At 71.9% G+C, this 23,066-nt stretch carries 19 protein-coding genes; 10 read left to right on the top strand and 9 right to left on the bottom strand.

Annotated elements, in window-relative coordinates; genetic code table 11:
- Positions 1-3 precede the first annotated feature (3 nt).
- Positions 4-1,272: a dipeptidase gene (locus tag FHY05_RS02515; RefSeq protein WP_183942808.1), complete on the bottom strand. Its 1,269-nt coding sequence runs from the start codon at positions 1,270-1,272 to the stop codon at positions 4-6.
- On the bottom strand, positions 1,269-1,973 hold the full coding sequence (locus tag FHY05_RS02510; protein WP_183942807.1) for an XRE family transcriptional regulator: 705 nt from the start codon (positions 1,971-1,973) through the stop codon (positions 1,269-1,271). Before FHY05_RS02510 ends, FHY05_RS02515 begins: the two co-directional genes overlap by 4 nt.
- Before the next feature lie 101 nt (positions 1,974-2,074).
- On the opposite strand from FHY05_RS02510, the gene FHY05_RS02505 reads away from it, so the two are divergent.
- The 8 genes from FHY05_RS02505 to FHY05_RS02470 all read left to right on the top strand — a co-directional run bounded on the left by FHY05_RS02505 (position 2,075) and on the right by FHY05_RS02470 (position 14,378).
- Positions 2,075-4,060 carry a serine hydrolase gene (locus tag FHY05_RS02505; protein ID WP_260181093.1) on the top strand — a complete coding sequence of 662 codons (1,986 nt, stop codon included), beginning with the start codon at positions 2,075-2,077 and terminating at the stop codon, positions 4,058-4,060.
- Positions 4,060-5,049, top strand: a complete 990-nt coding sequence (locus tag FHY05_RS02500; protein WP_183942805.1) for a dipeptide epimerase — start codon at positions 4,060-4,062, stop codon at positions 5,047-5,049. Before FHY05_RS02505 ends, FHY05_RS02500 begins: the two co-directional genes overlap by 1 nt.
- Positions 5,037-6,320: a peptide MFS transporter gene (locus tag FHY05_RS02495; protein ID WP_183942804.1), complete on the top strand. Its 1,284-nt coding sequence runs from the start codon at positions 5,037-5,039 to the stop codon at positions 6,318-6,320. Before FHY05_RS02500 ends, FHY05_RS02495 begins: the two co-directional genes overlap by 13 nt.
- A 65-nt stretch (positions 6,321-6,385) precedes the next feature.
- Positions 6,386-8,692 carry a TonB-dependent receptor gene (locus FHY05_RS02490; RefSeq protein ID WP_183942803.1) on the top strand — a complete coding sequence of 769 codons (2,307 nt, stop codon included), beginning with the start codon at positions 6,386-6,388 and terminating at the stop codon, positions 8,690-8,692.
- A complete protein-coding gene (locus FHY05_RS02485) occupies positions 8,689-9,738 on the top strand; it encodes a DUF1611 domain-containing protein (RefSeq protein ID WP_221190986.1) in 1,050 nt (349 codons plus the stop codon). Before FHY05_RS02490 ends, FHY05_RS02485 begins: the two co-directional genes overlap by 4 nt.
- Positions 9,726-10,844, top strand: coding sequence for a hypothetical protein (locus FHY05_RS02480; protein ID WP_183942802.1), 1,119 nt, complete (start codon positions 9,726-9,728; stop codon positions 10,842-10,844). The genes FHY05_RS02485 and FHY05_RS02480 overlap by 13 nt, the downstream gene beginning before the upstream one ends.
- Positions 10,841-12,409, top strand: a complete 1,569-nt coding sequence (locus tag FHY05_RS02475) for a serine hydrolase (protein ID WP_183942801.1) — start codon at positions 10,841-10,843, stop codon at positions 12,407-12,409. Before FHY05_RS02480 ends, FHY05_RS02475 begins: the two co-directional genes overlap by 4 nt.
- A gap of 10 nt (positions 12,410-12,419) precedes the next feature.
- Complete coding sequence (locus tag FHY05_RS02470; RefSeq protein ID WP_183942800.1) at positions 12,420-14,378, top strand: serine hydrolase; 1,959 nt, start codon at positions 12,420-12,422, stop codon at positions 14,376-14,378.
- Here the strand turns inward: FHY05_RS02470 and FHY05_RS02465 are convergent.
- Positions 14,368-14,598, bottom strand: coding sequence for a hypothetical protein (locus FHY05_RS02465; protein WP_183921250.1), 231 nt, complete (start codon positions 14,596-14,598; stop codon positions 14,368-14,370). The two genes, FHY05_RS02470 and FHY05_RS02465, sit on opposite strands and share 11 nt — an antisense overlap.
- Before the next feature lie 129 nt (positions 14,599-14,727).
- On the opposite strand from FHY05_RS02465, the gene FHY05_RS02460 reads away from it, so the two are divergent.
- On the top strand, positions 14,728-15,189 hold the full coding sequence (locus FHY05_RS02460; RefSeq protein ID WP_183942799.1) for an Lrp/AsnC family transcriptional regulator: 462 nt from the start codon (positions 14,728-14,730) through the stop codon (positions 15,187-15,189).
- Between the two features lie 26 nt (positions 15,190-15,215).
- Complete coding sequence (locus FHY05_RS02455; RefSeq protein WP_183942798.1) at positions 15,216-16,943, top strand: amidohydrolase family protein; 1,728 nt, start codon at positions 15,216-15,218, stop codon at positions 16,941-16,943.
- Positions 16,944-17,024: 81 nt separating this feature from the next.
- On the opposite strand, the gene FHY05_RS02450 is transcribed toward FHY05_RS02455, so the two are convergent.
- The 6 genes from FHY05_RS02450 to coxB form a co-directional block, all read right to left on the bottom strand.
- Positions 17,025-17,354, bottom strand: coding sequence for a DUF4174 domain-containing protein (locus FHY05_RS02450; RefSeq protein WP_260181092.1), 330 nt, complete (start codon positions 17,352-17,354; stop codon positions 17,025-17,027).
- Between the two features lie 161 nt (positions 17,355-17,515).
- On the bottom strand, positions 17,516-18,571 hold the full coding sequence (locus FHY05_RS02445; RefSeq protein ID WP_183942797.1) for a c-type cytochrome: 1,056 nt from the start codon (positions 18,569-18,571) through the stop codon (positions 17,516-17,518).
- Positions 18,568-19,128, bottom strand: coding sequence for a cytochrome c oxidase assembly protein (locus FHY05_RS02440; protein ID WP_183942796.1), 561 nt, complete (start codon positions 19,126-19,128; stop codon positions 18,568-18,570). The genes FHY05_RS02445 and FHY05_RS02440 overlap by 4 nt, the downstream gene beginning before the upstream one ends.
- A complete protein-coding gene (locus tag FHY05_RS02435) occupies positions 19,125-19,526 on the bottom strand; it encodes a hypothetical protein (RefSeq protein WP_183942795.1) in 402 nt (133 codons plus the stop codon). The genes FHY05_RS02440 and FHY05_RS02435 overlap by 4 nt, the downstream gene beginning before the upstream one ends.
- Complete coding sequence (ctaD, locus tag FHY05_RS02430) at positions 19,523-22,048, bottom strand: cytochrome c oxidase subunit I (RefSeq protein ID WP_183942794.1); 2,526 nt, start codon at positions 22,046-22,048, stop codon at positions 19,523-19,525. Before ctaD ends, FHY05_RS02435 begins: the two co-directional genes overlap by 4 nt.
- On the bottom strand, positions 22,045-23,037 hold the full coding sequence (coxB, locus tag FHY05_RS02425) for a cytochrome c oxidase subunit II (protein ID WP_311732348.1): 993 nt from the start codon (positions 23,035-23,037) through the stop codon (positions 22,045-22,047). Before coxB ends, ctaD begins: the two co-directional genes overlap by 4 nt.
- Positions 23,038-23,066 lie beyond the last annotated feature (29 nt).

Here is a 23,066-nt window from a genome sequence, read left to right as displayed (position 1 = left end):
GGTTCACTGACCTTCGCGAGCGCGAGCGTCGAGTGAAGTGAGCGATGGCCCAGCGCCTAGCTGGCCCTTGACCCGCTCGGCGCCCTCCATCACCCGCAGCACGTTGCCGCCCGCCAACTTGGCGATGTCGGGATCGGACCAGCCCCTGCGCATCAGCTCGGCCAGCAGCGCGGGATAGGTCGAGACGTCGCCGAGCCCTTTCGGCAGCCTCTGGCCGACGCCGTCGAAGTCGGAGCCGAGCCCGACGTGGTCGACGCCCGCCACCTTGGCGACGTGGACGATATGATCCGCGACCTGCGCCAGCGTCACGGTCGGGGCCGGGTGTGCGCGAAGCCAGGCGGCGTAATCCGCCGCCGCCTTCTCCGGCTGGCCGATGTCGAGCCCGTTATACGGCGGCGAGTTGAGCCGCGCCTTCTCGGCGAGCGAGTCGGCGGACCAGCGGCGGTAGGCGTCGGCGACATAGCCCGGCGCATAGTCCACCATCACCACGCCGCCGTTACGCGCGACCAGCCGCAGCACGTCATCCGACACGTTGCGCGGGTGGTCGTTGAGCGCGCGCGCGCCCGAGTGCGAGAAGATCACCGGCGCGCGCGTCACCGCCAGCGCGTCGCGCATCACCTTCTCGCTGACATGCGACAGGTCGACCAGCATGCCGAGGCGGTTGAGCTCGAGCACGACCTTCCGCCCGAAGTCGGTGAGACCGTCGTGGCGCGGATCGTCGGTGGCGGAATCGGCCCAGTCGATCGTGCGCGAGTGGGTGAGGGTGAGATAGCCCGCACCCAGCGCGGCATAGGCGCGCAGCACCGAGAGGCTGCCGTCGATCTGTCCGCCGCCTTCCACGCCGATGAGGCAGGCGATCCGCCCCGCGGCGTAGGCGCGCCGCACGTCGGCGGCGGTGCGCGCCAGCGCGAACGTGTCCGGGTAGCGGTCGGCGAGCGAGCGGACGAGATCGATCTGCTCGAGCGTCTGCTCCACCTGCTCCTTGCCGGGCAGGTCGGGCGAGACCCACACCGACCAGAACTGGCCGCCGACCAGCCCGCGTCGCAGCCGCGCGATATCGGTGTTGTAGGCGGGATCGCTCGCGCCGAGGTCGCGCAGGTCCATCGTCCAGCGCTTCTCGCCCTCGCGCTCGCGCAGCGCCTCGGGCCAGTCGTTGTGACCGTCGATCAGCGGCGTCGCCTTGAGCACGCGCGCGACGCGGGCGCCATAATCCTGCGCGGCTGCGGGCGCGGCGGCGATCAACGCCGCGGCGGCGAGCAGAGCGGCCCTCATCGTGCACCCCCGCGGCGGCGCGGCGATGCGGGCGGGTCGTTCTCATTCTCGGCGCCTGCGCCGCGCTGGCCGTGGTGGAGCGTCAGCAACGATTCCATCAGTTCCTCCTCGGCGCTCGACATCACCGCCAGCACCTCGGCCTCCTCGCAACCCGTCGCGGCGAGATAGGCGTGGCCCATGCTCGAGTCGATGTAGATCGCCTGACCGGGCTCGAGCGTGACCGGATCGTAGAATTCGGTCTGCACTTCCACACGCCCGCTCAGCACGTAGAGGAACTCCTCGCCCGAGTGACGCACCAGCTCGCCGAACTGCTCGGCCGAGCGCGCGCGGATCTTGGTGACGACCGGGATCATGCGCTTTCGCCGCAGCTCGGTGCAGAGGTAGTAATAGTCGTAGTTGGGCGTCTCAACCCGCACGGAGTGCGCCACGTCGCCGAGGCTGCGCCGCGCCGTGACGGCCTGCGCCGCTTCCTCGCTCTCCTCGGCGAACAGGTCGGTCATGCGCATGCCGAGCCGCCGGGCGAGGGCCTGCAACTTGTCATAGGTCAGTGTGAGCCGATCGTGCTCGATCTTGGAGAGTGTCGAGACCGGGATGCCGGACTTGGCGCTCATCTCCTTGAGCGTCCAGCCCTCGCGCGCGCGGAGCCCCTTGAGGAGCGCGCCCAGGGTCGGGGGCGATGTCGGCAAGGCGGCGTCCTCCATGAGGCCATTGACGAAGCGCCTAAACAGGATAACCTTGTCCTGATCAGGATGATACCTGAGGATAACGACAAGCGGAGGCGGCGGCAATGGGGACGGGACGGATGCTCGCGTGGCTGTCGGCGGCGTTCGGCGCGGCGGCGGTCGCTGCGCTGGCGCCAGCACAGGCGCCGGTGACGCCAGGCGCACCGACGGTGGCGCAGCCGGCCGCGCCCGCCCCGCCGGCTATTCCTACGACCGGTCGAGCGCTCACCGGCGAGGACGTTACCGCCTGGCTCGACGGCTATATGCCCTACGCGCTCCACAGCGGCGACATCGCGGGCGCGGTGGTGACGGTGGTGCGCGACGGCCAGGTGATCGCGGCGCGCGGCTACGGCTATGCGGACGTGGCGAAGCGCCGCTCGGTCGACCCGAACCTCACCCTCTTCCGCCCCGGCTCGGTCTCCAAGCTCGTCACCTGGACCGCGGTGATGCAGCAGGTCGAAGCCGGGAAGCTCGACCTCGACGCCGACGTCAACCGCTACCTCGATTTCGCCATCCCCGCCTTTCATGGCCAGCCTATCACGCTGCGCCAGATCATGACCCACACCGCCGGGTTCGAGGAGGCGAACAAGAAGCTGATCACCTATGACGCGCGCGACGTCGAGCCGATCGGCGCCTATCTCAAGCGCCACGTCCCCGCGCGCGTCTACGCGCCGCGCACGACCCCGGCCTATTCCAACTGGGCGACGACGCTGGCGGGCTATATCGTCGAGCGCGTCAGCGGCGTGCCGTTCGACGACTATGTCGAGCAGCGCATCTTCCGGCCGCTCGACATGCGCACGGCGAGCTTCCGCCAGCCGCTGCCGCCGCGGCTGCGCGGGCTGATGGCGCAGGGCTATCCGCTCGGCTCGGGCGATCCCAAGCCGTTCGAGATCGTCGTGCCCGGCCCGGCGGGGTCGCTCTCCGCCTCGGGGCTCGACATGGCCAAGTTCATGATCGCGCACCTCGACGGCGGGCGCGGCGTGCTGCGTCCGGAGACCGCGGCGCTGATGCACGACAGCCCGCTCGCCAAGGTGAACCCGCGCTCGCTGATCCCGCCGCTCAACCGCATGGAACTGGGTTTCTTCGAGACCAACATCAACGGCCGCCGCGTGATCGCGCACCTGGGCGACACCAACCAGATGCACACCTCGCTCCACCTCTTCCTGGCGGAGCGCACCGGGCTGTACGTCTCGTTCAACTCGGCCGGGCGCGACGGCGCGGCGCATGTCGCGCGCGGGCAGCTTTTCCAGGATTTCGCCGACCGCTACTTCCCCGGCGCGACGCTGCCGGCCGGGCGCGTCGATCCGGCCACCGCGCGCCGGCACGCCGCGGCGCTCGCCGGCCACTGGCAGGTGAGCCGCTCGTCCTTCACCAACTTCGTCGATATCGCCAACCTCTTCGGCCAGGCCGAGGTGGGCGCCGACGCGCAGGGGCGGCTGATCATCCCCTCGGTCAAGGGCGCCAACGGCGTGCCGGTCACCTGGGTCGAGGTGGCGCCCTATGTCTGGCGCGATCCTGCCGGGCACGACCGGCTCGCCGCGCAGCTCGTCGACGGGCAGCCGGTGCGGTGGAGCTTCGACCTGGTCTCGCCCTTCATGGTGTGGGATCGCGTGCCGGTCTACCGCGACGCCGCCTGGCTGCTGCCCGCGCTCTACGCCAGCCTCGCGGTGCTGCTGCTGACCGCGCTGTTCTGGCCCGCGAACTGGTACCTGCGGCGCCGCTACCAGGCCGCCGCGCCGCTCGCCGGCGTGTCGCTGCGAGCGGCGCGCGCGGCGCGGGTGATGGCGCTGGCGGTGCTGCTGGTGCTGGGCGGCTGGTTCTGGCTGGTCTCGGTGCTGTTGGGCGACAGCGCGCCGGGCGATGCCGCGCTCACGCTGCTGCAGCTCGCCAGCATCGTCGTGTTCGTCGGCGCGGTCGGCATCGCCGGCTGGAACGCGGTCGTGACACTCCGCGGCGATCGGCCGTGGACGCGCAAGCTGTGGGCGGTGCTGCTGCTGCTCGCCACGCTGGTGGTGCTGTGGGTCGCCGCGGCCTTCCACCTGCTCGCGCTGACGGTGTTCTACTGATGCTGCGGCTCGCCACTCAGACCGCGACGCTGCGGCTGGCACAGCCCTTCCGCATCTCGGGCTATGTCTTCGAGACCGCCGAGGTGCTGGTCGTCACGCTCGACGACGGCACCCACCGCGGACGCGGCGAGGGCGCCGGCGCCTATTACCTCGGCGACGATCTCGCCAAGATGCTGGCCGACGTCGAGGCGGCCCGCGCGGCAGTCGAGGCGGGGCCGACGCGCGAGCAGCTGCGCGCGCTGATGCCAGCGGGCGGCGCGCGCAACGCGGTCGACGCGGCCCTGTGGGAGCTGGAAGCGCGGCGCAGCGGCACGCCGGTGTGGCGGCTCGCGGGGCTGAGCGAGCCGCCGCGCCCGATCGTCACCACCTTCACCGTCAGCGCGGACACGCCCGAGGCGATGGCGGCGGTGGCCCGCGGCTACGCGCGGGCGCGCTCGATCAAGGTGAAGCTGACCGGTGAGCTGGACCTCGACCTCGCGCGCGTCGCCGCGATCCGGGAAGCACGCCCCGACGTGTGGCTCGGCGTCGACGGCAACCAGGGCTTCGCGCGCGCCGAGCTCGACGCGCTGGTCGCGGGGCTGCTGCCGCACCGCGTGTCGCTGCTCGAGCAGCCGCTCGCGCGCGGCGCCGAGGCGGCGCTCGACGGCTATCGCTCCGCCATCGCGGTCGCGGGCGACGAGAGCCTGCTGACGCTCGACGACGTCGCCGGGGCGGTCGGGCGGTTCGACGTGGTCAACATCAAGCTCGACAAGTGTGGCGGGCTCACCGAGGGGCTGCTGATCGCCGCCGAGGCGCGCCGGCTCGGGCTGGGCGTGATGGTGGGGACGATGATCGGCACCAGCCTCGCCACCGCGCCCGGCTTCGTGCTGGGCCAGCTCGCCGACCTGGTCGACCTCGACGGCCCGACCTTCCTCGCCGAGGATCGCGCGCCGGGCGTGCGCTACGACGACGGCCTGCTCTACGCCGGCGCGGAGGTATGGGGCGGGTGAGCGCCGCCGCGCCGCCCGCGCCGACCTGGTTCGGTCAGCCGCGCGGGCTGACGGTGCTGTTCCTCACCAACATGTGGGAGCAATTCTCCTACTACGGGATGCGCGCGCTGCTGGTCTATTACATGACCAAGCAGCTGATGCTGGGGCAGGCACAGGCCTCGCTGATCTACGGCGCCTATACCGCCTGCGCCTATTTCACCCCGATCCTCGGCGGCGTGATCGCCGACCGGCTGCTCGGCAAGCGGCGCGCGATCGTGCTGGGCGGATCGATCATGGCGCTGGGCCATTTCATGATGGCGTTCGAGCCGCTCTTCTACGTCGCGCTGGTGACGATCGCGCTCGGCAACGGACTGTTCCTGCCGAGCCTGCCGAGCCAGATCGACGACCTCTACGCGCCCGGCGACCCGCGCGTCGGCTGGGCGTACAACGTCTATTACGTCGGCGTGAACATCGGCGGCTTCCTCGCGCCGCTGCTGTGCGGGACGCTGGGCGAGCTGTACGGCTGGCATTACGGCTTCGGCGCGGCGGGCGTCGGCATGGTGGCGGGGCTCGGCATCTACCTGTGGGGGCAGCGCTACCTGCCCGCGACGGCGCGCGCGGCGCCGGTGCGCCATTCCGCGCCGCGCGGCCGCTTCACGCGCGAGGTGGCGCTGCTGCTGGTCGCGGTGGCGCTGTGCGTCACCGTCTTCCGCGCCGCGTATGAGCAGGTCGGCAACACCGTGGCGCTGTGGGCCGACACTGGGGTCGATCGCCGCGCCGGTGACGCGATCGTGCCGATGACGTGGTTCCAGTCGCTCAACCCGCTGTTCGTCATGGCGATGACGCCGCCGCTGCTGGCGCGCTGGCGACGTCGCGCCGAGCGCGGCGGCGCGGAGCGGCCGGTGCGGCGCATGGCGGTGGGCGCGCTGATCGTGGCGGGCGCCTATCTCCTGCTCGCCGTGCTGGCGGCGCGCGGCGGCGCGTCGCACTGGCTGTGGCTCGCGCTGTTCTTCGCGCTGCTCACGGTGGGCGAGCTGCACATCCTGCCGACCGGTCTGGGGCTGTTCGCGCGGCTCGCACCCGCGGGGATGGGCGCGACCACCGTGGCGGCCTGGTATCTCGCCACCTTCGCGGGCAGCCTCGCCGCCGGGCTGGTCGGCACCGCCTGGACCGCGCTGGGACACGGCGCCTTCTTCCTGCTGCTCGCCGGACTGGCCGCGCTCGCCGCGGCGCTGCTGGCGGCGATCGATCCCGCATCGGTCGCGGTGGTGCGGGCGGGAGAGCGGCGCTGATTAGCGGTTGACTATTCTCCGATCAGGACATTAGCATCCTGATCGGCAACACCGAGGGGGAAGCGATGAGGAACATTCGTCGTAGCGCGTCGGTCGCGAGTGCGCTGGCGCTCTTCCTCGGTGGGGCAGCGGCGGCGCAGCAGGCGTCGCCCGATCCCGCGCCGCCCGAGCGCGAGACGGCGCAGGTCGGCGACATCATCGTCACCGCGCAGAAGCGCGAGCAGCTCCTGTCCGACGTGCCGCAGTCGATGTCGGTGCTCGGCGGCGAGGCGCTGGAGCAGCGTCAGGCGCGCACCATCGCCGACTATGCCGCTTTGGTCCCCGGCCTGTCGTTCGAGTCGGGCAACCCCGGCCAGACCCGCGTGGTGCTGCGCGGCATCAACGCCGGCGGCGCGAGCCCGACCGTCGCGGTCTATCTGGACGATACGCCGTTCGGCTCGAGCACCGGCCAGACCAACGGCGCGACGTTGGCGGGCGACTTCGACACGTTCGACATCGAGCGGCTGGAGGTGCTGCGCGGGCCGCAGGGCACGCTCTATGGCGCCAACTCGCTGGGCGGCGTGGTCAAATATGTCACCGTCGCGCCCAAGCTGGGCGAGTGGGAGGCGCGCGGCCAGGGCGGCGTCGAGACGGTGCGCGACGGCGGCACCGGCTATTCCGGCAACGCGCTGGTCAACGTGCCGCTCGGCGACGCGGTGGCACTGCGCGCGAGCGGCTTCTACCGCCGCACCGCGGGCTATATCGACGCGATCGGCATCGCCGACGATGACGTCAACCGCGCGCGCAGCTACGGTGGCCGCGCCTCGCTGCTGCTCAAGCCGACCGACCGGCTGTCGCTGCGGCTCACCGCGGTGCTGCAGAACATCGAGGTCGACTCGCGCAATGCCTTCGACGCCGACGCGGCGACGCTGCGCCCGATCACCGCCGACCCGTTCACCGGCGCGACCACCGGCGGGCGCGAGGTGCGCTACCAGCTCTTCCCCGACCGCAACGAGGTGAGCTACCGCCTGTACACCGGCACGCTCGACTATGACCTGGGCTTCGCCAGCTTCACCTCGGTGACGAGTTACAGCCGCCAGGTCGCGACCGATCGCAGCGACGTGTCGTACAACGACCTCGGCGGGATCACCCTGGCGCAATATGCGTCCTCGGCGATCTACGGCCTCGCGCCCGACGCCTACGGCATCTATTATCCCAACCGCTCGACGCAGAAGAAATTCACACAGGAGCTGCGGCTGGCCTCCAACGGCTCCGCCACGCTCGAATGGCTGGTGGGCGGCTATTACACACGCGAGCCGGGGCAGCTGTACCAGCGCTATTACCCGTTCGACACCGCGACCGGGCGCCCGGTCACGCCGGTGCCGAAGATCCCCGGCTTCAACGGGCTGGTGCTGGCGCAGCTCGACTCGACCTACAAGGAGTTCGCCGGCTTCGGCAGCGCGACGCTGCACCTCAGCGACAAGTTCGACCTCACCGCGGGTGGGCGCTACAGCCACAACGACCAGCGCACCACCCAGACGCTCGACGGCGCGCTGTTCAACGGCGCGTCGCAGAACCGCGCGACCTCCAAGGAAGGCGTGTTCACCTGGTCGGTGTCGCCGCGCTACGAGTTCGCGCCACACAGCGAGGTCTACGCGCGCGTCGCCAAGGGCTATCGCCCCGGCGGCCCCAACGTGGTGCCGCCCGGTGCCGGCCCCGACTATCCGCTGCAGACCGACGCCGACACGCTGATGAGCTACGAGGCGGGCATCCGCGCCGAGACCGCCGACCGGACCTTCGGCATCGACCTGTCGGGCTACTACCTGGACTGGGACAAGACGCTGATCGTCGCGACCTTCCAGACCGACGCCGGCCCGATCTCGGCCGACGCCAACGGCGAGGGCGCGCGCAGCTACGGCGTCGAGGCGACCGCGACGCTGCGCCCGACGCGCGGCTTCACCGTCACCACCACGGTGGCCTACAACAACACGCGGCTGCGCGGCGACACCTCCAACGGCGGGCGCGACGGCGACCAGCTGCCGTTCGCTCCGACGTGGAACGCCAACGTCTCCGCCGAATACAGCTGGGACTGGGACGGCGCGCGGCCCTATGTCGGCGCCGATGTCTCGACGGTGAGCGACCGGCTCGGCAATTTCGACGCGGCCTATCGCGACCTGTTCGGCCGTCGCATCACCTTCGACGGCTATACCACCGCCAGCCTGCGCGCCGGCGTGTCGCTCGGGCGGTTCGACCTGTCGGTCTACGCGCGCAACATCGGTGACTCGCGCGGGCTGATCTCGGCCGGGACCTATCCGACCCGCCCCAACGGCGCGATCGAGGTGAGCCCGATCCAGCCGCGCACGATCGGCGCCACGCTGGGCGTCGGGTTCTGATCGTGCGCGAGGCTCCCGCTTCTCCCCCGCGCGCGGTGCACGCGCTGGCGGCGCCCTACCTGCTGTTCCTCGGGGACGCGACCGAGCCGGGCTTCGCCAAGACGGCGCTCGGGCTGCGCGACTGGGCGGCGGACAGATGCCTCGCCGAGCACGCGCTGCCCGCCGCGACCGTCTCCACCGGGCTGCCGCGGATGACGCCAGCGGTCGCCGCGGCGGCGGGCGCGCGCTCGATGGTGGTCGGTGTCGCCAACCAGGGGGGCGTGATCCCGGCGGCGTGGATGCCCGAGCTGCTCGCCGCGGTGGAGGCGGGGCTCGACCTCGTCGCCGGGCTCCACACCCGGCTCGGCGACATCGCCGCGCTGCGCGAGGCGGCGAAGGGCGCGGGCACGCGGCTGGTCGACGTGCGCGAGCCGCCGGCCGCGCTGCCGATCGCGACAGGCGCCAAGCGCGCGGGGCGCCGGCTGCTCACCGTCGGCACCGACTGCGCGCTCGGCAAGAAATACAGTGCGCTGGCGATCGCGCGCGGGCTCCAGGCGCGCGGCCAGGATGCGACCTTCCGTGCCAGCGGGCAGACCGGCATCATGATCGCGGGCGAGGGCATCGCGATCGACGCGGTGGTGGCCGATTTCGCCGCCGGTGCCGCCGAACTGCTCAGCCCCGACGCGACACCCACCCACCTCGACGTGATCGAGGGACAGGGCTCGCTGTTCCATCCCTCCTATGCCGCGGTGTCGCTGGCGCTGCTCCACGGCAGCCAGCCCGACCTGTTCGTCGTCTGCCATCAGCCGACGCGCGCGCAGATCCTCGGCACGCCGGGCTACCATGTGCCGTCGATCGAGGCGGTGATCGAGCAGACGATCGCGGTCGGGCGGCTGACCAACCCCGCGATCCGCTGCGCCGGCGTCAGCCTCAACACCGCGGGCATGGTCGAGGCCGAGGCGGCGGCGGAGATCGCGCGCACGGCCGAGCGGCTCGGCCTGCCGGCGGCCGACCCGATCCGCGGCGGCGACCCCTTCGAGCGGTTGCTCGACGCATGCGCGGCCTGAGCCCCGCCGCGGCCGACCGCTTCCGGCGGTACGTGCTGCCCGGGCTCGCGTTCAAGGCGGTGGTGATCGGCGGCGGCTATGCCACCGGGCGCGAGCTCGCCGAGTTCTTCCTTCCCGCGGGCGCCTGGGGCGGGGTGCTGGCGATGGCGCTGGCGACGCTGATCTGGGGCGTCGTCGCCGCCGCCACCTTCCGGCTCGCGCATGCGGTCGGGGCGCGCGACTATCGCACCTTCTTCCAGGCGCTGCTGGGGCGCTACTGGGTGCTGTTCGAGGGCGCCTACGCGCTGTTCGTCGTGGTCGTGCTCGCGGTGTTCGGCGCCGCGGCGGGGGAGATCGGCGCGGCGACGCTGGGGCTGCCACCCTTGGCGGGGACGCTGGCGCTGCTCGCCGGCATCACTGTCTGCGTCGCCTGGGGGAACGCAGGGGTGGAGCGCGTCTTCCTCTGGGTCTCGGTGCTGCTCTACGCCACCTACGCGCTGTTCCTGCTGCTCGCGCTCACGAGCGTGGGCGGGCGGATCGGCGAGGCCTTCGCCGCGGCCGGGCCGCCCGCATCGGGCTGGGCGCTCGGCGGGCTGACCTATGCGGGCTACAATATCGTCGGCGCGGTGATCGTGCTGCCGGTGACGCGCCACTTCCGCTCGGGCCGCGACGCGGTGATCGCGGGCGCGCTGGCGGCGCCGCTGGCGATGCTGCCCGCGCTGCTGTTCTTCGTCACCATGGCCGCGTTCCTTCCCGAGATCGCGGGGGCGGTGCTGCCGTCCGACTATATCCTGGTGCGGCTCGGCCACCCGCTGTTCCACCTCGGCTTCCAGCTGATGATCTTCGCCGCGTTGCTGGAGAGCGGCACCGGCGCGGTGCACGCGGTCATCGAGCGGGTCGCGCGCGCGGGCGGCCGCGACACGCTCTCGCCCGCGACGCGCGCGCTGCTCGCGCTGGCGCTGCTGGCGCCGTGCATGCTGCTGGCCGAGCGCGTCGGCCTGGTCGGGCTGATCGCGGGTGGCTACCGGCTGCTCGCGGCCTTGCTGATCCTGATCTACGTCGTGCCGCTGCTGCTGCTCACCATGGTGGGCCGGGGCGGGTCGGCCCAGCCGGAGCCGACCGCATGAGACACGCCGCGATTGTCCTGCTCGCAACGCTCGTCGCCGCGCCCGCCTCCGCCGCGCCGCCCAAGGGCTTCGACGCGCGGGTCGAGCAGGTGATGCGCGCCTCGGGCACGCCGGGCATGGCGGTGGCGATCGTCGAGGACGGCGAGGTCACGCTCGCCCGGGGCTATGGCGTGCGGCGACAGGGCGCGCCCGAGCGAGTCGACGCGGACACCGCCTTCCTGATCGGCTCGACCGCCAAGGCGATGACCGCGGCGGCGATCGCGACGCTCGTCGATGCGGGCACGCTCGGCTGGGACGACCGGGTGGTCGACCATCTGCCCGGCTTCCAGATGTACGATGCCTGGGTGACGCGCGAGATGACGGTGCGCGACCTGCTGGTGCATCGCAGCGGGCTCGGGCTCGGCGCGGGCGACCTGCTGTACGTGCCCCGCGGCAGCTATTCGCGCGCCGAGATCGTGCGGCGGCTGCGCTATATCGCGCCCGCGACCAGCTTCCGCAGCGGCTATGCCTATGACAACGTCCTCTACACCGTCGCCGGGCAGCTGATCGAGGCGGTCAGCGGGCGACGGTGGGAGGAGTATGTCCGAGCGCACGTGCTCGCCCCCGCCGGCATGGCGGGCGCGACGGGCGAGCTGGCGGCCTTCTGGGCGATGCCCAACCGCGCGCTGCCGCACGCGCGCTTCGGCGGCGCGGTGCGCGGCACCGGCACGATGCGCGGGCTCGACGAGCGCGACCAGCTGCCCCAGGCCGCCGCGCCCGCCGGGCTGATCGCGGCGAGCGCCACCGACATGGCGCGCTGGCTGCAACTGCAATTGGGCGGCGGTGTCGCGGCGGACGGCACGCGCGTCTTCTCCGCCGCGGCGGGGCGCGAGATGTGGGCGCCGGTGACGCCGATCCCGATCACCCCGCTGCCCGAGCCGGTCGCGGCGACCACCCCGACCTTCGACGCCTATGCGCTCGGCTGGGAGGTGCGCGATTATCGCGGCGAGCGGATCGTGTGGCACGCCGGCGGGCTGTTCGGCATGACCTCGGTGGTGGTGATGATCCCCGCGCGCCATGTCGGCTTCGCGATCGAGCTCAACAGCGAGGAAGCCGCGCCGCGGCATGGTCTGATGTGGGAGCTGATCGATCATTATCTAGGAGCGAAGCGGCAGGACTGGCCGGCACGCTTCACGCGCTATCGCGCGCAGCGGATCGCCGCGGCCGAGGCGGCGGTGCGCGCCAAGGCGGCGGCGCCCGCCCAGGTCGGGCCGTCGCTGCCGCTGCCGCGTTATGCCGGGCGCTACGTCGACCGCTGGTACGGCCCGATCGAGGTCGGAGGCGACGCCGCCGGGCTGACGGTGCGCTTCGTGCCGACGCCGCGCATGGCGGGGCGGCTCGAAAATTATCAGTATGACACGTTCGTCGCGCGCTTCGACGATCCCGCGATCGAGCCGGCCTATCTCACCTTCGCGCTCGACGCCGCGGGCAAGGTGGCGCGCGTCACGGCGCGGCCGGTGTCGCCGATCGCCGATTTCAGCTTCGACTATGCCGACCTGCTGTTCGAGCCCGAGCCCGCGAGGTGAGAGGATGACGATGAAGACGCTTCTGCTGGCGCTCCTCCCCGCGCTGCTCGTCGCCGCGACGCCGGCCGCGCGCCCGCCCGTAGCGCCGCCCGCGGCGCCCGGCATCGAGACGCCGCCGGCGCCCGCCACGCCCGCGAGCGCGCCCCAGCTCACCGAAGCCGACGTCGGCGCCTGGCTCGACGGCTACATGCCCGCCGCGCTCCAGGCGGGGAAGATCGCGGGCGCGCAGGTCGCGGTTGTCAAGGACGGCGCGATCCTGTTCGAGAAGGGCTACGGCTACGCCGACGTCGCCGCCAAGACGCCGATGGACCCGCGCCGCTCGCTGATGCGGATCGGCTCGACCTCCAAGCTGCTCACCTGGACCGCGGTGATGCAGCTCGTCGAGCAGGGCAGGATCGACCTCGACGCCGACGTCAACCGCTACCTCGATTTCCGCATCACCCCGCCGGGCCGCGCGGTGACGATCAACGACCTGATGCAGCACCGCGGCGGCTTCGAGGAGGGGCTCAAGGACCTGCTCGCCAGCGACCCGAAACTGCTCAAGACCACTGAGCGCTATCTCAAGGAGAATACGCGCCCCTTCCTGTTCAAGCCGGGTGAGGCGCCGGCCTATTCCAACTACGGCGTCGCGCTCGCCGGCTATATTGTCCAGCGCGTCTCGGGCGAGCCGTTCGAGGCTTATGTCGCGCACCACATCACCGGCCCGCTGGGCATGGCGCACACCACCTTCGTCCAGCCGCTGCCGCCCGCGCTCGCGCCGCTCGCCGCCAAGGGGTATGACACCAGCGACGGGCCGCCGCACGCCTATGAGCTGGTCGGCACCGCGCCGGCGGGCAGCGTCGCCTCCACCGCGGACGACATGGCGCGCTTCATGCTCGCGCACCTCGGCGGGGGCAGCTACGGCGGCGCGCGCATCCTGCGCCCCGGGACGGTCGCGTTCATGCACCGCCCGCCGACGCCGCCCGCCGCCGGCTTCGACACGATGGCGCACGGCTTCTTCTGGATGCAGCGCAACGGCACGACCGTGATCGGCCACGGCGGTGACACGATCGTGTTTCACACCGACCTGGCGCTGCTGCCCGAGAAGAACGTCGGCCTGTTCATGAGCTTCAGCAGCCGCGGCGAGCGCGACGCGGTCTATGGCGCGCGCGAGCGGCTGTTCGACCTGTTCATGGACCGCTACTTCCCCGCCACGCCTGCGCCGCTGCCGCCCGCGATCGCCAGTGCCGCGGTGGACGCGCGCGCGCTGGCGGGGCATTACGAGAGCTCGCGCCGCGTCGAGACCGGCTTCATCAGCCTGTTCTACCTGCTCCAGCAGGACGTGGTCAGCGCCAACGACGACGGCACGATCAGCGTCTCCTCGATCGAGGGCAAGCGTTTCCGCGAGATCGCGCCGGGGCTGTGGCGCGCGGTCGACGGCACGCGGCTGCTGCGCGTGACGGAGCTGCGCGGGCGGCGCACGCTCGTCGACAGCCAGAACCCGGTAGGCGTGCTCCAGGCGGTGCCGGCGGCGCGCGACTCGACGATGTTCCAGACGATCGCCGGCCTGTCGCTGCTGGTGCTGCTGCTCACCGTGATCGCTTGGCCAGCGGGCTGGTGGATCCGCCGCCGCTACGCCGCGCCGCCGGTGGCGACCGGGCGCGCCGCGCGCGCGCGGCTGCTGGTGCGCGTCGGTGCGGTCGCCGACCTCGTCTATGTCGCCGGCTGGTACACCGTCGTCGCGCCGATCCTGAGCCAGCAGGTCGACGCCTACAATGCCACGCTCGACGGCACGATCCGGTTGCTCCAGGTGGCCGCGGTGATCCCGATCGCGGCAGCGCTGATCGGGCTGTGGAACCTGGTGGAGGCGTTCCGCGGCGCGTTCGGCTGGGGCGTGCGGCTGCGGGCGGTGATGGTCGCGCTGGCGTTCCTCGGCCTGTTGTGGGTCGCCGCGATGGCGCACCTGATCGGCTGGAGCCTCAACTACTGAGCGTGGCACTCTCCACCAGCACCAGCGCGCGCATCTTGGCGAGGAGCAGCTCGGCGACGCCGTCCTCCAGCCCGCTCACCGCGACGCCGATGCGGTACGTGTCGCCGTCGCGCTCGACCGACGCCGCGTCGAACGCGATCGAGCGGAGCGCGAGCAGGTTGAGCACGCGCAGCGGCAGGTCGGGCGAGGCCTCGCCGGCGACGAGGAAGCGGACGGTCATGCGGGTGAGCCTCGGTAAGATCGTTGGCGCACAGGATGGCAGCGCCGCCGCGGAAAAGGTCTCCTCATCCACGTTGCTGCCGCTACGTTGGGGCATGTTCATCCCGCATGTACCCGGATCGCGGCACGAATGACCCAGCTCGACGACTATGAGCGTCGCATCCTGCGCGAGCTGCAGCGCGACGGGCAGCAGACCGTCGCCGAGCTCGCCGCCAAGGTCGGCCTGTCCGCCTCGCCGTGCTGGCGTCGCATCGACCGGCTCGAGCGCGAGGGCGTGATCCGCGGCCGCGTCGCGCTGGTGGACCGTCGCAAGGTCGGGCTGAGCGCGCACATCTTCGCGCAGGTGCGGCTCAACGCGCACGGCCGCGCCAACCTCGACGAGTTCGCCGAGGCGATCCGCGGCTTCCCCGAGGTGCTCGACGCCTATGTGCTGATGGGCACGACCGACTTCATGCTGCGCATCGTCGCGCGCGACATCGACGCGTACGAGCGCTTCTTCTTCGACAAGCTGAGCCGGCTGCCGGGCGTGCAGGAGATCACCTCCACCGTCGCCTTGTCCGAGATCAAGTCCACGTCCGAGCTGCCGATCTGACCCGATTTCGCCGCCGAGGAGCCGCCATGAAGCGCCTGATATCGCTCGCCGCCCTGTTGCTCGCCCCGCTGCCGTTGGCAGGTGCCGCGTCGCCGCCGCGCTACGACGTCGTGATCCGCGGCGGGACGATCTACGACGGCTCGGGCGGCACGCCCTTCGTCGGCGACGTCGCCATCGCCGGTGACCGGATCGCGACGGTCGCGCCGCACGTCGCGGAGCGCGGCGCGACCGAGCTGGACGCGCGCGGCAAGGCGGTCTCGCCCGGCTTCGTCAATATGCTGGCGCATCCAGAGGAGAGCCTGCTGGTCGACGGCCGCGCGCTGTCCGACCTGGCGCAGGGCATCACGCTGGAGGTGATGGGCGAGTTCTCGATGGGGCCGCTCAGCCCGACGATGCGGCGCGACATGGTCAAGGAGCAGGGCGACCTCCGCTATCCCGTGACCTGGACGACGCTCGGCGGCTATCTCGACGTGCTGTCGCGCCGCGCGATCGCGCCCAACGTCGCCTCCTTCGTCGGCGCGGGCACGGTACGCGAGGCGGTGCTGGGTGCCGACGACGTCCAGCCGACGCCGGCGCAGCTCGAGCGGATGCGCGGGTTGGTGCGCGCGGCGATGGAGCAGGGCGCGCTCGGCCTGACCGACATGCTGATCTACACGCCCGCCACGTTCGCCAGGACGCCCGAGCTGATCGCGCTGGCGAAGGTGTCGGCGGCGTGTGGCGGGATCTACACCGTCCATATGCGCAGCGAGGGCGACCGGCTGGAGGGGGGCGTCGCCGAGACGATCGCGATCGCCGAGGCGTCGGGCGCGCCCGCCGAGATCTACCATTTCAAACAGGCCGGCCGCGACAATTGGGGCAAGATCGACGGTGTCATCGCCGCGATCGAGGCGGCGCGCGCGCGCGGCGTGCGCGTCTCCGCGAACATGTACACCTACACCGCCGGCGCGACCGGGCTCGACGCGGCGATGCCGCCCTGGGTGCAGGCGGGCGGGCTCGACGCGTGGATCGCGCGGCTGAGGGATCCGGCGACGCGCGCCAAGGTCGCCGCCGCGATGCGCGACCCGCACCCGAGGGACTGGGAGAATCTGCTCGCCGGCGCGGGGGCGGAGGGCACGTTGCTGCTCGGCTTCAAGAACCCCAAGCTCAAGCCGCTCGCGGGCAAGACGCTGGCCGCGGTGGCGCGCGAGCGCGGTAGCTCGCCCGAGGAGACCGCGATGGACCTGGTGGTCGAGGACGGCTCGCGCGTCGGCATCGCCTATTTCCTGATGAGCGAGGACAACGTCCGCAAGGCGATCCGGCAGCCGTGGATGAGCTTCGGCTCGGACGAGGCCGCGCCCGCGCCGGAGGGCGTGTTCCTGCGTACCAAGGACCATCCGCGAGCGTACGGCAATTTCGCTCGGCTGCTCGGCCATTACGTCCGCGACACGCACGACGTCACGCTCGCCGAGGCGGTGCGTCGGCTGACCAGTCTGCCGGCTGACAATCTCGCGATCAAGGATCGCGGCCGGCTGCGCGCCGGGCAGTTCGCCGACGTGGTGGTGTTCGATCCCGCCACGATCACCGATCGCGCCACCTACGAGCGCCCAGCGCGATTGGCGACGGGGGTCGGCACCGTCCTGGTCAATGGGCGGTTCGCGCTTCGCGATGGTCGACCCACGGGCGCGCGCACGGGCCGGGTGGTGCGAGGCCGTGCGTACCGGAGCGGCGCAGCGGGCGGCTGCCGCGGCGCGGCGTCGGACTGGCGTTGGTACTGATCAACGGTCGAGGCGAGATCGCCTCCCCGTCGCTACCCGCTGCTGGAACCCCGGTGTTCTGCGGTGCTGCGCCGGGATCGATCAGTGACGTTCTTGGCGACGCATCGGCATCGCGTCGATCGTTTCTTCGAGGTCGGCCGCAGCGATCGGGTGCGTCCGGCGCAGCTTGGTCCCACCATCCTTGCCGATCAGGAGGGCCGAGAAGCCGTCTCTCGGTAGTCGGAAGCGCTCGCGCAGGCTTGCCGACGTATCACTCGCGCCTGTCACGTCGTTCCCGACGATCTCGACCACCGCGAGGTCGCGCTCGGCCGCGGCGGCTGTCCATCGGCGCATGATCCGTCGCTGCTGCTGAAGTAACGGGTCCTGCTCGCCGGGTGCGGCGATGAGCAGCACGCGCTTCTCCCACTTCATCGCCGATAGGCTCGGGGGAGCCGCTGCCACCAGCGACAGCGCCAGGAGAAATCTGGTTGCGATCATATGGCTGCAACGCGCCGCCGGTGGTCCCTTTTCGTCGCGCCCGCGGCCACGACCTCGTCGTCTCACGAACACGGAAGCGAGCGAGACGAATGACCTCACTCCCCCGCGAAGTAGCGCGCGAGCGGCTCGATCATCTCCTCCGGGATCCGCCGCGCGATGACCGGCATCACCTGCTGCGGCTGGCGCGCGTCGACGATCTTCTCGTCACCGCGCCAGTGACGCAGCCGCTCGGCGAGATATACCGCGCGCTGGCCCGCGAGCACCGGCTGCGGCTTGCCCGGCGCGTGGCAGCTCGCGCACGCCGGCAGCTGGCGCTCGGGCAGCCCGCGCTCGACGATCAGCCGCGCGCGCGCGTCGCGCCCGGGCGCCGCGCCGAGCCCCGGCATCGCGGCGAAACGCGCGGCCAGTGCGCGGCGCTGATCCGGGGTCAGCACCGCGGCGACATTGGCCATCACCGCGCTCTGCCGCCGACCGTCGGCATAGGCCGCGAGCGCCGCCTCGAGGTAGCCGGCGCGCTGCCCGCCGAGCACGGGGATGTCGGGCTGCCCGCGCCCGCGCCCGTCGGCGCCGTGGCAGGCGGCGCAGCCCGCCAGCGTCGCGCCGGCGAGCGCGCGCGCGTCGGTGGTCCCCGCGCCGGTCGCGCCGCCGCTGAGCAGGCGATATTCTGCCACCGTCATCACCGGCAGCCGGCGCACGAAGGCGACCATGCGGCGGATCTCGTCGTCGCGGCCTTCTCCGCCCCAGGCCGGCATGCCGCTATACTTCACGCCGTGGCGCAGGATGTAGAACAGCTGCGTGTCGGTCCACTGCTTGGCGTTGACCGACAGGTCGGGCGCGGGCGGCATCGCCCGCTGCATCACCGGCGAGGGGCGCTGGCCCGGCGCGCCGTGGCAGGTCGCGCAGGCCGCCGCGAAATGGCCCGCCGCGCTGACCATCGCGCCGTCGCGCGCCACCGGGTCGGCGGGCGAGTCGAAGAAGCTGTGCGTCTTGACCGAGTTGCGCATCGTCCAGTGGAGGAACCACTCGGTCACCGCCCAGTGGCCCGACGAGGCGGCGATGTTGAAGATGCCCGACCAGGCGAACAGCAGCCCCGCCGCCGCCAGCGTCGCCAGCGCGGCGACCAGCCGCTTCCAGGTCACCCGGATCGTCATGCCGCGCGCGGCTCCCGCAAGAGGGTGGCGAGCAGCCACAGCCCGCCGAGGCAGTAGCTCGCGCCGCCGACCACCAGCATCACCACGCCGCCGAGCTGCTGGTCGGCGAGCGCGTCGAGCCCCGGCGCCGGGTGCATCGCCATCATCGCGTAGAGCGGGCGCGGCGCCAGCCCGATCAGCGCGCCCAGCAGGGTCATGTGCATCGAGGTGAGCAGCAGCGCCGCCGCGCCGGCCGCGGGCTGCGCCAGCGCGGCGCGCCACAGCGCGACCCCTGCGGCGAGGAACAGCGCCTGCTCGGCGAGCGCGACGGCGGCGTGCGCGTCGGCGAGCGCGCGCAGCGCGGGGAAGTGCCACGCCCAGACGATCGCGAACTCCACCATCGCCCAGAGCAGCGGCGCCCCCGCGCCGTGCGGACGCCGCGGCAGCGCGGCGGCGAGCGCTGGCGCGGCGACCGCCACGGCGCCCATGTGCGCCGCCATATGCCCGGTCATGCCGAGCCCGGCGAAGGCGAGCGCGGTGGTGCCGAGCGCGAGCGCGAGGCCGGGCGCGGCTCTCACCGGCAGTCCGTCAGCAGCAGCGCGGGCGCGGCGGTGAATAGCACCGCGACGAAGCTGAGCCCCGCCAGCAGCAATGTCGCGGTGGCGAGGAAGCGGAGCCGGTCGATGTCGGTGCCCTCGTCGTGCGGCGGGTCGTCGCCGGGCGTGCGCGACTGCACCCAGGCGATCCAGCCCGAGGCGAGGATGATCGCCAGCGCCGCGCCCGTCCCGACCACGAAGGCGACCGGGAAGCGCGGGAAGGCGCCGAGCTTGGCACAGCTCACCGCCACCCAGAGGTAGCAGAACAGGAAATGCACCGCCCAGACGGTCGGCGGCACGATCAGCGTCCACAGGGTGACGCGCAGCCCGCGGATGCGCTCGCCCAGGCGCTGCCGGCCGCGGGGGGCGTCCTCCTTCATGCCGCCCCCGGAAACAAGCCGATCGTGGCGTAGGTCACCACCGCGGTCAGCGCCATGAAATGCTGGTAGACGGTGATGTTGCGCAGGTCGGCGTCGTGGCGCGACGTCATCCGCCCGGCGAGGCTCCGCGCCAGCGTATAGAGCTGCATGATCGCGCCGACCCCGCAATGCGCGGTGGTCCAGATCGCCAGCGTCCACACGATCGCGGGATAGACGTGGAGCTCGGGCTGCAGGCCGCTGAGCCACGGCCCCGCCAGCCCCGCGCCGATCGCGCCGAGCGACAGCAGCGCCGCGGTCGCCAGCGCCGCGCGCGCGGCGCCGACCGCCTCGCGCCGGTTGAGCTCGCGCGCGGCGACGGTGAGTGCCCAGCTCGCCAGCATCACCGCCATCGCCAGCATCGGCCAGAAGCTGCCCGGACCTTCCATGCCGGGGCCGCCCGGCGGGAAGTCGTCGTGCCGCGTCCAGAAGAAATAATAGCCGAACACCAGCCCCGAGAAGGCGGTGGCGTCGGCCATCATCGTGATGAACATCGCCCACCAGCCGCTCGCCGACGCGCCCGAGAGGTACAGCGGCAGCGCGATGCCGTGCCCGATCGGCTTGCACGCCTTCTCCGGGATCTCGGCCGTGCCGGTCCACAGCCAGTAGAGCACCATCGCCAGCGTCGCCCCCGCCCCGACCAGCGCGGCCCAATAGAGATGGTAGGTGGTCAGGATGAACACGCTGCCCAGCGCGATCGCGGTGAGCATCGGCACCACGCTCGGTCCGCCGAGCCGCAGTACCTGCACCGGGCGCGCGTCGAGCACGCTGGTGACGATCGTCTCGCGCCGGCCTTCCTCCGCGTCGGGCAGGAAGAAGCGGCCCTCGTCGACCTTGGCGACGAAGTTCGCCTGGTCCCAGATCGGGTAGCGGCTCTCGATCAGCGGGATCGACCGGATTCCCCAGTCCTCGTCGTCGGGGTGGGCGAGCCACTCGAGCGTCCCCGCCGCCCAGGGGTTGCGCGGCGACTTCGACCGGCGCGGGCTCAGCGCGAGGTCGACGCACACCAGCAGCACGCCGGCGGCGAACACCCAGGAGCCGATCGTCGAGGCGAGGTTGAGCCCGCCGATGCCGAGCTCCTGCGGGTAGGTGAAGACGCGCCGCGGCATCCCCATCAGTCCGGAGAAATGCATCGGGAAGAAGGTGAGGTTGGCCCCGCCGAACAGCAGCCAGAAAGCGGTGCGTCCGATCCGGTCGGACAGCTTCTTCCCCGTGATCAGCGGCCAGTAATAGTACAGGCCGCCGAACAGCGGGATCAGCGTGCCGCCGATCAGCACGTAGTGGAGGTGCGCGACGATGAAGTAGGTGTCGTGCGCCTGCCAGTCGAACGGTGCGATCGCCACCATCACGCCGGTCAGCCCGCCGATCACGAAGATCGCGATCGAGCCGGTGACGAAGAGCAAAGGCGTCGACCAGGTGACGCGCCCGGCCCAGAGCGTCGCGATGAAGGCGAAGATCTGGATGCCGGTCGGGATCGCCACCGCCTCCGACGCCGCCGAGAAGAAGGCCAGGCTGATCTTGGGCAGACCGGTGGTGAACATATGATGCACCCACAGCCCGAAGCTGAGGAAGGCGGTCCCCACCGCCGCCAGCACGATCCAGGGATAGCCCAGCAGGTGCCGCCGCGCGAACGTCGGCACGATCATCGCGAACAGCGCGATCGAGGGCAGGAAGACGATATAGACCTCGGGATGGCCGAAGATCCAGAACAGGTGCTGCCACAGGATCGGGTCGCCGCCTTTGGCCGCGTCGAAGAAGGGCCAGCCGAGCAGCCGCTCCAGCTCGAACAGCACGTCGCCGGCGATCAGCGGCGGGAAGGCGAACAGGATCATCACCGCGACGACCAGGATGTACCAGGCGTAGAGCGGCATCAGGTTGAGCCGCATGCCCGGCGGGCGGCATTTGAGCACGCCGGTGATCAGCTCCACCGCGGCGGCGACCGAGGACACCTCGATGAAGCTCAGCCCCAGCATCCAGATGTCGGCGCCGAGCCCGCTGAGGTCGGTGCGCGTGGTGAAGGGCGGGTACATGAACCAGCCGCCGTCGGGTGCGGCGTCGAAGAAGATCGAGCCCGAGACGAACACGCCGCCGATCAGGAAGCTCCAATAGCCGAACGCGCTGAGCCGCGGGAACGGCAGGTCGCGCGCGCCGAGCAGCTGCGGCAGCAGGATGATCGAGACCGCCTCGAACATCGGTACCGCGAACAGGAACATCATCATCGAGCCGTGCAGCGTGAACAGCTGGTTGAAGGTCGATGGCGTGACCAGCTCGTTGCCCGGCTGCGCCAGCTGCACGCGCATGATCAGCGCGAGCACGCCGGCGAACAGCATGAAGCCGAAGGCGGTCAGCGTGTACCACACGCCGACCTGGTTGTTGTTGGTGTCGGTCCAGCGCAGGAACAGTCCCTTGGGCGGCGCCCAGACGGCGCGCAGCCGCTCTTCCTGCGCCGCGCGCAACGCGGGATCGTCCTGCGCGTGGAGGCTCATCGGTTCGTCTCCAGCCAGCGCGCGATCGCGGTGGCGTCGGCTGCGGACATCTGCGGGTAGGCGGGCATGCGCGCGCCGGGCTTCACCGCGGGCGCGTCCCGGATGAAACGGGTGAGGTTGGCGGTGGTGAGCGGCTGGATTCCCGCCGCCAGGGTCGCGCGCGCGCCGAGATGGGTGAGGTCGGGGCCGATCGCGCCCGCCGCCCCGGTGCCGCGCACCGCGTGGCAGCCGCCGCAGCCGTGGGCGTCGAACAGCCGCGCGCCCGCCGCGGCGGCGGTGGTGACCGGGCGGCGCTCGGCGGCGAGCCAGGCATCGAAGGCGGCGGGCTCCATCGCCACCACGTCGAACGCCATCAGCGCGTGGCTCAGCCCGCAGAACTCGGCGCATTGCCCGCGGAAGCGCCCCGCGCGCGTGGCATGGACGACGAGCGTGTTGGTGCGCCCCGGCACCATGTCCATCTTGCCGGCGAGCCCGGGCACCCAGAAGCTGTGGAGCACGTCCCCGCCCTCGAGCGCGAGCACGACGTCGCGCCCGACCGGCAGGCGCAGCTCGTTGGCCGAGGTCACCGCCGCGGCGCCGGCGGGCTGATAGGCCATGCGCCACCAGAATTGCTCGCCGGTGACCGTGACGCGCAGGTCATCGCGGGCGGCGCGGATCGGGCGCATCGCGGGCAGGGTGACGATCAGCAGCGTGAGCAGCACGGCGCTGGGCACGATGCCGCCCGCCCACAGCACCAGCCGCATGCCCTGGCGATGGGTCAGCGCGCCCTCGCGCGAGCGCGACGCGGCGATCATCAGCGCGGCCAGCGCCAGCGCGATCACGACCGCGCCGAGCACCATCCAGCCGGTCAGCCCGGCGAGCCAGTCGGCCTCCGTGCCGAACGTCGTGAATGCGGATTGGCGCCCCGAGCCGATGACCTTGTCCCCCTCGATCGAGAAGGATCGTGGCGAAGCTTTGTTCCTGCTCCGGCCGTGACGAAGTGTTGCCACGGGATCGATCGCGCCGCGTCCGCGCCGGC

The organism is Sphingomonas sp. BK580, assembly GCF_014194975.1.
Lineage (GTDB): Bacteria > Pseudomonadota > Alphaproteobacteria > Sphingomonadales > Sphingomonadaceae > Sphingomonas.
The sequence above is the reverse complement of the archived record's forward strand: the minus strand, read 5'-3'. Positions and strand labels throughout refer to the sequence as shown.

Coding starts and splice junctions, on each gene's coding strand:
- FHY05_RS02495 (WP_183942804.1), top strand. CDS start 5,037: ATGGGGCGGGTGAGCGCCGCCGCGCCGCCCGCGCCGACCTGGTTCGGT.
- FHY05_RS02515 (WP_183942808.1), bottom strand. CDS start 1,272: ATGAGGGCCGCTCTGCTCGCCGCCGCGGCGTTGATCGCCGCCGCGCCC.
- FHY05_RS02505 (WP_260181093.1), top strand. CDS start 2,075: ATGCTCGCGTGGCTGTCGGCGGCGTTCGGCGCGGCGGCGGTCGCTGCG.
- FHY05_RS02475 (WP_183942801.1), top strand. CDS start 10,841: ATGAGACACGCCGCGATTGTCCTGCTCGCAACGCTCGTCGCCGCGCCC.
- FHY05_RS02435 (WP_183942795.1), bottom strand. CDS start 19,526: ATGAAGGAGGACGCCCCCCGCGGCCGGCAGCGCCTGGGCGAGCGCATC.
- FHY05_RS02480 (WP_183942802.1), top strand. CDS start 9,726: ATGCGCGGCCTGAGCCCCGCCGCGGCCGACCGCTTCCGGCGGTACGTG.
- FHY05_RS02465 (WP_183921250.1), bottom strand. CDS start 14,598: ATGACCGTCCGCTTCCTCGTCGCCGGCGAGGCCTCGCCCGACCTGCCG.
- FHY05_RS02490 (WP_183942803.1), top strand. CDS start 6,386: ATGAGGAACATTCGTCGTAGCGCGTCGGTCGCGAGTGCGCTGGCGCTC.
- FHY05_RS02450 (WP_260181092.1), bottom strand. CDS start 17,354: ATGAAGTGGGAGAAGCGCGTGCTGCTCATCGCCGCACCCGGCGAGCAG.
- FHY05_RS02455 (WP_183942798.1), top strand. CDS start 15,216: ATGAAGCGCCTGATATCGCTCGCCGCCCTGTTGCTCGCCCCGCTGCCG.
- ctaD (WP_183942794.1), bottom strand. CDS start 22,048: ATGAGCCTCCACGCGCAGGACGATCCCGCGTTGCGCGCGGCGCAGGAA.
- FHY05_RS02510 (WP_183942807.1), bottom strand. CDS start 1,973: ATGGAGGACGCCGCCTTGCCGACATCGCCCCCGACCCTGGGCGCGCTC.
- FHY05_RS02470 (WP_183942800.1), top strand. CDS start 12,420: ATGAAGACGCTTCTGCTGGCGCTCCTCCCCGCGCTGCTCGTCGCCGCG.
- FHY05_RS02445 (WP_183942797.1), bottom strand. CDS start 18,571: ATGACGATCCGGGTGACCTGGAAGCGGCTGGTCGCCGCGCTGGCGACG.
- FHY05_RS02460 (WP_183942799.1), top strand. CDS start 14,728: ATGACCCAGCTCGACGACTATGAGCGTCGCATCCTGCGCGAGCTGCAG.
- FHY05_RS02500 (WP_183942805.1), top strand. CDS start 4,060: ATGCTGCGGCTCGCCACTCAGACCGCGACGCTGCGGCTGGCACAGCCC.